Source organism: Parafannyhessea sp. (assembly GCF_051876455.1).
Lineage (GTDB): Bacteria > Actinomycetota > Coriobacteriia > Coriobacteriales > Atopobiaceae > Parafannyhessea.
Genome location: NZ_JBJEHW010000145.1, coordinates 1 through 11,063 on the forward strand (window position 1 = coordinate 1; position 11,063 = coordinate 11,063).

At 66.6% G+C, this 11,063-nt stretch carries 9 protein-coding genes and 1 pseudogene; 6 read left to right on the plus strand and 4 right to left on the minus strand.

What is annotated here, in order from left to right:
• From ACI38Z_RS06475 to ACI38Z_RS06485, 3 genes are all read left to right on the plus strand, one after another.
• A partial coding sequence (locus tag ACI38Z_RS06475; RefSeq protein ID WP_439789376.1) for a glycoside hydrolase family 38 C-terminal domain-containing protein occupies positions 1–1,296 on the plus strand: 1,296 nt, incomplete at its 5' end.
• Positions 1,297–1,548: 252 nt separating this feature from the next.
• Positions 1,549–3,114 carry a lanthionine synthetase LanC family protein gene (locus ACI38Z_RS06480; protein ID WP_439789377.1) on the plus strand — a complete coding sequence of 522 codons (1,566 nt, stop codon included), beginning with the start codon at positions 1,549–1,551 and terminating at the stop codon, positions 3,112–3,114.
• A gap of 80 nt (positions 3,115–3,194) precedes the next feature.
• A complete protein-coding gene (locus ACI38Z_RS06485; protein WP_439789378.1) occupies positions 3,195–4,184 on the plus strand; it encodes a PLP-dependent cysteine synthase family protein in 990 nt (329 codons plus the stop codon).
• 70 nt (positions 4,185–4,254) lie between these two features.
• Here ACI38Z_RS06485 and ACI38Z_RS06490 read toward each other — a convergent pair whose 3' ends face one another.
• Positions 4,255–6,612: a LuxR C-terminal-related transcriptional regulator gene (locus ACI38Z_RS06490; protein WP_439789384.1), complete on the minus strand. Its 2,358-nt coding sequence runs from the start codon at positions 6,610–6,612 to the stop codon at positions 4,255–4,257.
• Positions 6,613–6,801: 189 nt separating this feature from the next.
• Here ACI38Z_RS06490 and ACI38Z_RS06495 point away from each other — a divergent pair, with 189 nt between their 5' ends.
• A complete protein-coding gene (locus tag ACI38Z_RS06495) occupies positions 6,802–7,206 on the plus strand; it encodes a hypothetical protein (RefSeq protein WP_439789379.1) in 405 nt (134 codons plus the stop codon).
• A gap of 142 nt (positions 7,207–7,348) precedes the next feature.
• On the opposite strand, the gene ACI38Z_RS06500 is transcribed toward ACI38Z_RS06495, so the two are convergent.
• The gene (locus ACI38Z_RS06500; protein ID WP_439789380.1) at positions 7,349–7,537 is read right to left on the minus strand and encodes a hypothetical protein; all 189 of its coding nucleotides are present in this window, start codon (positions 7,535–7,537) and stop codon (positions 7,349–7,351) included.
• 178 nt (positions 7,538–7,715) lie between these two features.
• On the opposite strand from ACI38Z_RS06500, the gene ACI38Z_RS06505 reads away from it, so the two are divergent.
• Positions 7,716–8,423 (plus strand): YoaK family protein, encoded by a 708-nt coding sequence (locus ACI38Z_RS06505; protein WP_439789381.1) that lies wholly within the window; start codon positions 7,716–7,718, stop codon positions 8,421–8,423.
• 75 nt (positions 8,424–8,498) lie between these two features.
• Positions 8,499–9,140: a DNA-3-methyladenine glycosylase family protein gene (locus ACI38Z_RS06510; protein WP_439789382.1), complete on the plus strand. Its 642-nt coding sequence runs from the start codon at positions 8,499–8,501 to the stop codon at positions 9,138–9,140.
• Between the two features lie 93 nt (positions 9,141–9,233).
• On the opposite strand, the gene ACI38Z_RS06515 is transcribed toward ACI38Z_RS06510, so the two are convergent.
• On the minus strand, positions 9,234–10,550 hold the full coding sequence (locus ACI38Z_RS06515; protein WP_439789383.1) for an MFS transporter: 1,317 nt from the start codon (positions 10,548–10,550) through the stop codon (positions 9,234–9,236).
• A 1-nt stretch (position 10,551) separates the two neighbouring features.
• Positions 10,552–11,063 (minus strand): annotated as a pseudogene (locus ACI38Z_RS06520) (butyrate kinase); the annotation flags it as partial.

An 11,063-nucleotide genomic window follows, 5' to 3' on the forward strand; every position in this document is an offset into this window, starting at 1 on the left:
GAGAATCTTGACAGGGATACCGTGCTTGAGAACGAGTACTACCGGATCTCTGTCAATGTCGACGGCACCCTCAGGGTGGAAGATCGTTCGAATGGATACGTCTACGACCATCAGGCCGTACTGGTCGAGAACGGCGACGATGGCGACTCCTTCAACTACTCTCCGCCAAGGCAGGACCTTGTGGTCCGTTCGGACGAGGGGAAACCCGAAGTTGCAATCGAGGGTTCTGACATCTATCAGCGGGCCACGATTGACTTTTCTATGAATGTTCCCAAGGACCTGGATGAGAGGGCGAAGGGCATCCGCTCCACGAGCCTTCCCGTTCGGCTTACCGTTGCGCTCAGGCGCGGCTCTCGTGTCATTGACCTTGACGTACACGTCGACAACAACGTCCTTTCGCATCGACTCTGCATCCTCTTTGACGCGCAGATGGCAACGAAGTTCAACTTCGCCGACGAGCAGTTTGGGTCCATCAAGCGTGAGAACGTGCACGCGCGCGAGATGGCGCTCTACAACGCGTCCCTCGACAAGGAGAACGAGGACGCAACCGAAGACGACTCCATGCTTCCCGCCAATTGGCGCCAGAATGCGGAGACCTGGCAGGAGATGCCTGTCGCGATCGAACCCACGCAGAGCTACGTGGCGCTTTGCGACGGGACGAGGGGTATCGCAGTGCTTCCCAGGGGCGTTCGCGAGTACGAGATCGTTGGGGATGAGAAGAACGAGATCTGCCTCACCCTGTTCAGGACCTATGGGTTTATGGGCAAAGAGGACCTGCTTTATCGTCCCGGGCGAGCTTCGGGTGAGAGGACGATGGAGACGCCAGACGCCCAGCTGCTGGGGCCGCTCGACTTCGACCTCGGTCTGCTTCCGTTTGCGGGTAGCATCGATGACGCGTGCGTCGCGGCGGAGGCCCGCTCCTACGACGGCGAGCTTCGTGCCTATGAGTATGCGGAGTTCCTCAATGGCAGGCTGATCTTCTCGGAGCCAGAGGTCGAGGGATGGCGCCCACAGACCGGGTCGCTCTTCGAACTTGATGGCGACGCGATTGTCTCGGCGGTAAAGGCCTCTGAGAACTATGGGGCCGATGGGCTCATCGTCCGGTTGTTCAATGGCTTTGCCGACAAGGACGCGACTGCGAACTTGAAGTTCTCGCGCCCCGTCCAAGAAGCATACCTGTGCGACCTGCGAGAGCATCGTAGCGGAGACGTTGCCTTCGAAGGTAACGTGGTCACTCTGCCAGCCCTTGGACACTGCAAGTTCCAGACGCTGTTTGTGAAGTTGGTTTCCGCATAGTCTGAACCCACACGGCAAGGTAGGGGGTACGACATCAACGATGTCGTACCCCTTTCCGCATCGGTATCACTTCTGTGTTATGCCTTTGAGTATCCAATGTGCTCTTGGCTATCGACCAAACCGAACGCTTTCCTTCGCAAAACGCTATCCCGAGCTGACCTTACGTCCTTCTCGGCATTCCTATAATCCATAGCAACGTACTAGGAAAATGGATTGCCAGGGGAGAAGAGCCTGGCAAGCGGGGGTGGTGGCATGTCCAAGGGTGAGTTTCCGGATGCGGTGCTGGGCGTGAGCGGTTATCGCAGGAGCCTGGAAGACCCACGGGGCATCCTCAACCCGGGCGGCGTGGCGCAACCGCTGCGCACGGGCGTTGCGGCGTCGCGGCTGGTGCCGGACGTGTTCAGGCCGCTTGCGACCGACGACCTGCTGGACGCCGCCAAACAGACGGCGGCGTGGATCCGCTCGCACGAGGTGCCAACGGAGCATGGCAAGCTTTGGGATGTCTTTCCCAAGGGGCAGCCGGGCTTTGGGCCGGACGTGATGATCTTTGGGCCGCGCTGCCACTACTCCGGCGCGGCCGGCATTGGCACGTTCTTCCTGCGTATGTGGGAGGCCACGGGCGACGAGTCCTACCTGGCAGACGCCCGTGCCGCCGCGGACGAGCTCATCGCCACGGCATCCGGCCCGGAGTGGTACGACCGCGTGCTCGCGTCCGACGTGGGCGGCGTCATCCCCGTACCCGGCTGGGCCATCGGCTACTCCAACGGACCCGCGGGCGAGGGGCTGTTTGTCATTTCCCTTTACGAGGCCACGGGGGAGGAGCGCTACCTGGCCTACGCGCGCAAGGTCGCGGATGACCTGATTGCCGCGGCAAAGCCGGACCCACACGGCATCCGCTGGAGCGACCAGGAGGACGTGGTGGCCGACGGCGGCTTCGTGTTCTACCTTGTGCTGGTGTGGCGCAAGACGGGCGACTCCCGCTACCTGGACGCGGCTCGACGCGCGGGCGACCGCATCGCGGCGGACGCGCTCCAATCACCCCACGGCGGGCTGTACTGGAAGCTCCTGGACCTGCAGTTGATTGGCTTTCCCAAGGACACGACGTTTCCCAACTTCTCGCACGGGACGGCGGGCACGGCCTGGATGTTTGCGCTTCTCTTTGAGGCGACGGGCGAGAAGCGCTACCTCGAGCTCGCGCGCGGGGGCGTGGAGTACCTCAAGGCCATCGCCGTGGGGGACCAGACCGGCATGCTCGTGCCGTACCAGGACCACCCCGTGACGGGGCTCACCACCAACCGGTTCTACCTCAGCAGCTGCCACGGCCCCGTGGGCACGGTGCTGCCCTTCCGCAAGCTGTACGAACTCACGGGCGAGGCGGAGTACCGCGACTGGTGCGTGTGGCTGTCGCGCGGGATCATCCGCGCCGGGGCGCCCGAGCATCGCTCGTGGGGCTACTGGAACAGCAACTGCCAGTGCTGCGGCACGCCCGGGATCCTGGAGCACTTTGTGGACATGTACGAGTTCACCGGCGAGCCGGAGTTTCTTGACTATGCCTGGCGCACGGCGCGGGTACTGCTGGCGGATTCCACCACGTGGGACGAGAAGCCCGGCCTGCGCACCTGGTACGGCGCGTGGACGCGCACCATCCCCAGTCGCGTCGTGAGCTACCTGGGGCTCTACAGCGGCGCGGCGGGCTGCGCATCCTCGCTGGTGCGGCTGTACGCGGACCGTCGCGACGTGCGGCTGACGCAGCTCTTCGAGTACGAGTTCTTTGGCGAGCGGCTGGGCCGCAACCACGACGGGGATGCCGCAAGGTAGGTGCCTGGGGCGCGGCGGGCGTCCTTCTCGACCGCGGAGCGTGGCACGTGGGGCGCAAGGCAGATGCAAGGGAGAAGATCATGGCAGACAACAGGGTGTATTCGTCCATCGCGGAGCTGGTCGGCAACACGCCGCTCGTGGAGCTCACCAACTACGAGCGCGAGCACGGGCTCAAGGCGCGCGTCCTCGCGAAGCTGGAGTACTTCAATCCGTCCGGCTCGGTAAAGGACCGCATCGCGCTGGGCATGATCGAGGCGGCGGAGCGCGAGGGGCGCATCCGCCCGGGTGACACGCTGATAGACTTTACCAGCGGAAACACGGGCATCGGCCTCGCTGCCGTCGCCAACGCCAAGGGCTACCGCTTTGTGGCCGTGATCCAGCCCGGAGTCTCCGTCGAGCGCACGCAGATCCTCAAGGCGTATGGCGCGGGCCTGCTGCAGTTTTCCGACATCCCGGGCGTGGACCAGATGATGCGCGAGCGCGGCATGGTGCTGAGCGAGCTGTACCACTACATTGGCGCGTATGCGGACGCGCACGGCTACTACTACATCAACCAGGGTCTCAACCGCGAAAACCCGCTCACGCACTACCGCACCACGGGGCCGGAGCTCTGGGAGGCCACGGGTGGCAACGTGGACTACCTGGTGGCGCTGGTGGGCACGGCGGGCACCCTGGTGGGCACGGGCAAGTACCTGCGCGAGAAGAACCCAAACGTGCGCATCGTGGGCGCCCAGCCGGCGGCAGCCTCCCGCAAGGACCCGGCGCATCCGGAGCGCAACACCATCGACGGCGTGCTGGCCTTCCACGACGTGCCGGCAGACCGCGTGCCGGACTTCTTCGAGCAGTTTGGCGAGCGCCCGGACGAGGTGCTCGACCTGGACGCGGACGAGGCCTACGCCATGGGCCGCGAGGTTGTGCGCACGGACGGCATCTTTTTGGGGCAGTCCGCGGCCGCGGCCCTGCTCGCGGCGACCAAGGTGGCCCGCCGCCCCGAGGCCGAGGGTAAGACGATCGTGGCCATCTGCGCGGACAACGCGTTCAAGTACCTCTCGACCAACATCTACCGCTGAGCCCACGCCGATCCGCCGGGCGAGAAGGACGTGTCCTTCTCGCCCGCGGGCGTGACCATGGGCGCAGGCGCTACACCAGGTGCAGGCGCCGCGCCTCTGTTGCGGCCTGCGAGCGGCGCCGCACGCCCAGCTTGGCGAGGATGTGACTCACGTGCGTCTTGACTGTGGGAAGCTTGATGCCCAGGACCTGGCCGATCTCCGCGTTGCTCTTGTCCTGGCAGATCAGGCGCAGTACCTCGCACTCTGCCTCCGTGAGCCGCTCGGCCGGGCCCTTCGGCTGCGCCAGGAAGTCCGGATAGCGCGAGGCCTGCGCGCGTGCGCCCTTGACCAGTCGCGCGAGCTGGGCCGACTCCTCGCCGCTGGCGGGGTCCCGGTCCTGTGCCTCGAGCAGCAGCGGCAGCACGGCGGCGCCATATTGCGTGATGGTGCGGACGTAGCCAAAGCGGCGCGCGTTGGCGAGCGCACGGCCCAGCGGCACGGCCCAGTCGCCCCCTCCCGTGCGCCATGACACGATGGCCGCCAGGGTGTTGTAGTGGATGACCTCTATGTAGCGGTCGCGCGACTCCACGTACTCGCCCAGGGTGGACATGAGGCGCATGGCCTCGTCGTGGCGGGACTCCGCCACGTACGCCTGGCAGCACGTCAGGTACACGTAGCGGTCCAGGTACCAGAGGCTGTTCAGGTCGGAGGGGGCGTTTTCCTCAAGCCAGGCGTGCGCGAGCGCGGACTCGCCCAGGTGCAGCCAGCAGCGGCAGCGCATCGCGTCCAGGTTGAGCACGATGCGACGGCTCTGCGGGTCGTCCTCCCACGCGAGCGGGCGGCGGTAGCGGTCCAGGATCGCGAGCGCCTGGCGGGCGTCGCCCAGGTCCACGAGGTTGCGGCACTGCATGCCTACCGCTGCGAACTCGACGGAGCGGTCGCCGTCGCGGCGTACCTTGGGCAGGGCCGCGTTCATGCGGGCGAGGTACGGCAGGGCGTCCTCGCCCTTCTCGAACCTGCTCTCGCACAGGGCCACCTCAAGGCAGCCCACGCTCGTGCGCCCGAGGGCGCGTCCCGCGACCCTGCCGAGCATGCGGCAGGTCCGCTCGTCGTCCGGGACCCAGGGGCTCAGATCGCGCCCGCCGTTGATGATGCTGGGCATGCCGCTCGTGAGCGAAAGCGCGAGGTCGGGGTCCCTGCTCGCACCAAGGCGCGCGAGGGCGGACACCGCGTCCAGCAGGCTGTCCAGCCGCCGGTGGGGGAGCGCAAGGTCGAGGTAGGCAAGGTAGGCTCGGGCGCGCCGGCGCGAGTCCGCGTCGTTGGCGGGGTCCGCCTCGTAGCGCTCGAGCTCCGCGTACCAGCGCTCGGAGCCCATAGTGTCCATGGACATGGAGTCGAGCAGGCTCATGATGCGCATGAGCCGGGGAGAAGAGCGAACGACCGCGTCTGGCAGCGCATGGTAGTAGCGCTCCAGCTCGAAGTAGCTGCCGTTTCCGGGGTGCAGCCTGGCGTGCTCCTCCAGGATCCGGAGCATGCGCCAGCGGTCGCCGCTCCTGGAGCAGACCTCCAGGGCGCTGGGGTAGTTGCCCCGCTCCACGTAGTAGTCGATGGCACGGCTGACGATGGCCTGCGCGTCGCCGTCGGCATGGCGGCGTTCGCGCTCCCACCGGAAGAAGGTCAGGATGTCCGGTCGCACGGTCCAGCCGCGGCCCTCGCGCGTGATGAAGCACGTGTTGTGGTGGATGGTCTCGAGGAAGGCGCGTCCGTCCTTCTCGCCCAGGACGCTTGTCACAAAGTCGTCGTCCACGCGGCCGAACAGCGTCGCGAGGAGGAGCATGGCCTGGGTTCCCGCGTCAAAGCGCCTGTCAAACTCCACCTCGAAATAGCGCATGACCTCGTCGTATATGCTCGACTCCCAGTCGTTTCCGTGGTCCTGCAGGATGTGGCTCACGGCGAGCGCGACGGCAAGCGGGTAGCGCATCGTGAGCTCTGCCAGGTGCCGCACGCGGGCCGGATCGGGCGAGACGCCGTTTGCGGCGAGCAGGTGCGCGATGTCCGCGTTGGTGAACGAGAGGTCCTCGCTCGTGACGATGAGGACCTCGCCTCGCGCAAAGAACGGCGTGAGCCAGCCGGGCATGGGCGCGCGCGACACAAAGACGAAGCGCGTGCCGGGGCAGCGCTCCGCCACCGCGGCGAGCTCCGAGCCCTGCGCGGCGGATATCGCGTCGTGGATGTTGTCGAGAAGGACGGCCTCGTGCTCGCGGGCGGTGGCCTCCGTCACGGCCTTGGCGGCGTCCTCGCGCTCCGCGTCGACCTCGAGCACGTCCAGGCCTCGCAGCATGCGGCGCGCAAACGCCGACTTGCCAAAGCCGAGCGGTCCGGACACAAAGGCGATGCGCGTCTGCTCCCACTGTGGCCGCAGGTAGTCGTCAAGCTCGAGGGGGACCATCGTCAGCACGCGCGCACCTCCCGTTTACGCCTTCTGGCAAGAAGGCCAGCCGCCATGCCCGACATCATACTTTGGTATGAGGTCTGGGCGCAAATGGGTCACTAACATCGTTCGGCGGGACACGGTACGCACGCTACGCCGAAGGGAAACGCCATGCAAGCCGCCTACGAGCCGTACGAAGAGGATGGGATGAGGTACGACCTTGCCGGTTTCTTCCACCGCGAGTACGACGCGCTCGTGGGTGACGCGGACGTCCTGAGCTGCGCCTACTTTGCCGATCGGCTGGAGGCGAACCCGGATAAGGCCCGCGCCGCGGTCAGGCGCTTTGGCATCCAGGCATGCGATGCGGACGAGGTCACCTTTGTGCTCGACACCACCGTGTTCGGCACCTGCAAGAAGGGTCTCGCCGTCACGCCGTCTGGCATCTACCTGGTGGACGAGGGCGAGAAACGCGCCTTCCTCGACTGGGACGACTTTGCCACGTGCAAGGTGAGCCGCGTCAACGACACGCTGACCATCGCCGGCCACCCGTTCATCATGAGCCGCGACGAGGCGCGCATCGTGGCGCGCGTGATGCGCGACCTTCGGAAGTGACGGGATGGCCACGCTGCCACGACAACGGGTGTATTTACCTGCTCGTTTTCTGATAGTGGTACGGTTCGCTTACCGATTGTGGCAAGGCTCACTTACTGATGGTAAGCGTCACTTATCGATTATGGCAATTCGGGCATGGCGATCATCCTGCCCGACTACAGACGCGCGCCAGCCTGCCGACGTTTGCAATCGCCTGCGGCACGTAGCCGCGGATGCGCGCGAGGTCATTCTCTGTCAGGAAGTCGTGCGTCGCTCGCACGGAGCGCTCCCACACGCCCAGCAGCTCCTCGATAAGCTCAGGCGTTCTGTCCCGGATGTCGACGATGTCCATGGGGGGCGTTCTTCTCCCTTGCGGTTGTCTGACTGTTGGTCGCCCTAGGCTACTCCGTCCTCAGGAACTTGTCGAGGTGGTGGAGGACGCGCGGCAGGTTGGTTACAGACTGTGGCATTTGTGCAGGTAACCGCTATCGTTTCCGTTGTTTTGACGAGTCGGAGTCGATGGAGGCGACATGAAGGCGGGGTATCTGGAGTGCGAGAGGCGTTGGACGTTCTGGCTGCTGATCTTTGTTGCGGGATGGTACGGCGCCTACACGTTTGCCCTGCGTGGGGGCGTTTTCTGCAACGCCCAGACCGCCAACGTGGTGCTGTTTGCCATGGCGCTCGGCAGGCGACAGTGGCTCTCTGCCGCGTACCTGCTGCTGCCCATCAGCGCGTACCTGTTCGGGTCCTTCCTCTCCGAGTGGATGGGCAAGGGCGTGAAGCGCCTGAACTTCCTGAGGTGGGACACGCTGCTCGTTGCGCTTGAGATGGGGATGGTCGTTTTTCTCGCCCTGATGCCCGCGAGCTGGCCCGACCAGATCTGCCAGGTGACGCTTAACTTCACGTGTGCCATGCAGTTCAACACGTACCGCCAGATGGAGGGCGTGCCCGCCGCAACGACGTTCGTGACCAACCACATACGCCAGATTGGCGCCAATCTGGCAAAGCTCACGCGGCATCCCGAGGACCGCGCGCTGCGTCGTAGGGTGAAGGCGCACACGTCGCTCCTGCTGTGCTTTGCCGCGGGAGCCGTCATCTCCACGGTGGCGTGCGGGGCATTTGCGTACGTGTCGCTGCTGGGTGCGCTGATTCCGCTCGCGGCCGTGCTGATCAGGCTCATCCACGCGGACCTCTTTGGCGAGCGCGGCCAGCTGGACCTGGTGCCTGGCGGGCACTAGGGAGCTGCGGCTGGGTGCCTGACGCCATCCGCTGTCCGTGGCGCTACACTTGAGCGAACGTCGAAAGGACCGGCCATGCCCGTGCTTACCCCAGAGTCTCCCGAGGTCAGATACCTGTCAGAGCGTGACTGGCGGCTGGGCCGGCTGATCGACGCGGTGGGCGAGCTGGACTACGAGGCCGGCGGGCCTGCGTACGCGCACCTGGCGCACTCCGTGATCGAGCAGATGCTCTCCATGAAGGCGGGACGGACCATCCAGTCGCGGCTCGAGGTGGCGTGCGGCGGGAGCGTGACGCAGGATGCCGTGCTCGCGCTGCCCATAGAGGAGATTCGCGCGTGCGGCATCGCGGGGCGCAAGGCGCAGGCGCTGGTGGACCTGGCTCGCGCGATGCCAGAGGAGCGGCTCGACGCGTTGGCGGCGCTGTCGGACGACGAGGTCCGCGCCAAGCTCACGAGCGTCAAGGGCATCGGCAAGTGGACTGCGGACATGTACCTGATCTTCCACCTGGACAGGCAGGACGTCCTTCCCGTGGAGGACGGCGCCATCCGCCAGGTGTTCCAGTGGCTCTACGGCGCGCCCATAACCGACGCCAACGTGTGCCAGGTGGTCTGCTCGCTGTGGCATCCGCACTGCTCGGTTGCCGTGAGGTACATGTACCGCGCGCTCAACCGCGGGATCGTGGCGCAGGGGAGAGCGGTCGAGGTGCTGGGGCTCTAGGCCGGGCCTGCCTCGTCGTAAGAAGAATCGAGCAGCGGACCCACCGGAGCCCGCGGCTCGAATCATGTTGCGAACCGTCTGATGCGGCGGAAGCTAGACGCTCGCCCTGTGCGAGAGCGCGAACAGCGCCGTCGCCAGGCAGACGGCCATGCAGGCGATGCCTAGTACGAACATGAGCGGGAAGCCGCCCGCGGAGTCGATCACGACGCTCCAGAACACCGCGGCCACGGCACTCATGAGCGAGCCGGCCATGGAGACGCGCGAGTAGATGGCGGGGTAGTCGGCCGAGCCAAAGGCGGCGCGCACGAGGAGCGGCGTCTGGACCGTGGTCTGCGCGTACACCACGCCAAAGAGGAAGGCGCCCACGAGGAGAAGGACGAGCGCCGTGGGCAGGAGCCACATCACGAGCACGCCGGCTACGCCGCACCCGATGCCCACGAAGACGCCGCCGCGCACGGAGCGGTCGTTCACGACGCCGAGGATGACCTTGCCGACGGCCTGCCCGGCCATGGCGGCGGACGCCACGACGCCCGAGGCTGCCGCGATCTGCGGCGCGGACTTGGCAAACGACAGCGCGTAGCTGGGCAGGAACTGGTAGATGGTCTGGTTGAGCGTGATGACGCCGCAGAACGCGACGAGCGCCCAGAACGCGGGCATGTGCAGGGCGGCGCCGGCGCTCACGCCCGGGGCCTTTCCTGCCTGCGAGGTCGCGGCGCCTGCCGCGGGGGCGTCCTTCTCGCCCGCTACGTCGCTTGCGCCATAGGGGAGAAGGCCCTTGTCGGCGGGCTTGGAGCGCACGACCAGGAGCGTGAAGGGCAGCGTGCCGACGAGCGTGACGATGCCGAAGACCGTGTAGGCCGTGCGCCAGCCCTCGGCGCCGGACTGGATGAGCGACGTTCCGATGGGGTTGAAGATGACGCCTCCGATGCCTGTGAACGCCATGCAGAGACCCACGAAGAAGCCGACGCGCTTGACGCACCACGCGTTGACGAGCGTGGGAACGGCCAGGTAGATGAGGGGGGCGACGCCCACGCCCATGACGGCGCCGCAGACGTAGAACTGCCAGAGGGCGCTCGAGCGGCCCATGCCGAGGAGCCCCGCGCCACAGAGGCAGACGCAGGCGGACAGGACGACGCGAAGGTCGGCCCTGCCCATGAGGCGCCCCGCGACTGGGAGCGTGAGCATCATGGCGACGTTGAGGATGGAGAAGTACAGCGTGAACTGGGCGCGCGCGACGCCGAGCCACTCGCTCACCGGCGTGAAGAAGATGCCGGCGCAGCTGAGCACGAGGGCGCAGGGCAGGCAGGTGATCGCGATGCACGAGAGCACGATGAGGTACGCGTAGTGGAAGCCGCCCGAGCGCCGCGTGGACGTGGGAGCAGCTGGTGCGGCGGTGTTCTTCTCGCTCACGCTATGCCTCCACGTCGGCGGGGGCGCCCGCGAGCCTGAAGCCACCCCACGAGGGCTCGCCGGTGTAGGTCATGACGGGCTCCGTGCCGTCGAGGGCGCGGACGGCACCGGAGGCGGCGCCCTCCATCTCGAAGTCGCCGGCGTAGACCGCGACGGGGGCGATCCACCTGACGCGGCGGGTCACGGCGTCGACGAAGGCCTGGTCGTGCGAGACGCCGCCCGTGAGCACGATGCCGTCGACCGCGCCCTCGAGGGCCGCGGCGAAGGCACCGATGGCCTTGGCCGTCTGGTAGGCCATGGCGTCGAACACGAGGGCGGCCCACTGGTCGCCGGCGGCGATCATCTGGTCGATCTGGCGGGCGTCGTCCGTGCCGAGGAGGCCCTTGAGGCCACCCGTGCGGCCGATGACCGACATGACCTCGGCCTTGGTCTGCGTGCCGTTGGCCAGGAGCGAGACGACGGGCTTGAGGGGCACGTCGCCGGAGCGGTTGGGTGCGAAGGGGCCGGAGCCCT

Excerpts from the sequence above, each read along its gene's own strand:
- ACI38Z_RS06485 (WP_439789378.1), top strand. The coding sequence starts at position 3,195 with ATGGCAGACAACAGGGTGTATTCGTCCATCGCGGAGCTGGTCGGCAAC.
- ACI38Z_RS06495 (WP_439789379.1), top strand. The coding sequence starts at position 6,802 with ATGAGGTACGACCTTGCCGGTTTCTTCCACCGCGAGTACGACGCGCTC.
- ACI38Z_RS06510 (WP_439789382.1), top strand. The coding sequence starts at position 8,499 with ATGCCCGTGCTTACCCCAGAGTCTCCCGAGGTCAGATACCTGTCAGAG.
- ACI38Z_RS06505 (WP_439789381.1), top strand. The coding sequence starts at position 7,716 with ATGAAGGCGGGGTATCTGGAGTGCGAGAGGCGTTGGACGTTCTGGCTG.
- ACI38Z_RS06490 (WP_439789384.1), bottom strand. The coding sequence starts at position 6,612 with ATGGTCCCCCTCGAGCTTGACGACTACCTGCGGCCACAGTGGGAGCAG.
- ACI38Z_RS06480 (WP_439789377.1), top strand. The coding sequence starts at position 1,549 with ATGTCCAAGGGTGAGTTTCCGGATGCGGTGCTGGGCGTGAGCGGTTAT.
- ACI38Z_RS06500 (WP_439789380.1), bottom strand. The coding sequence starts at position 7,537 with ATGGACATCGTCGACATCCGGGACAGAACGCCTGAGCTTATCGAGGAG.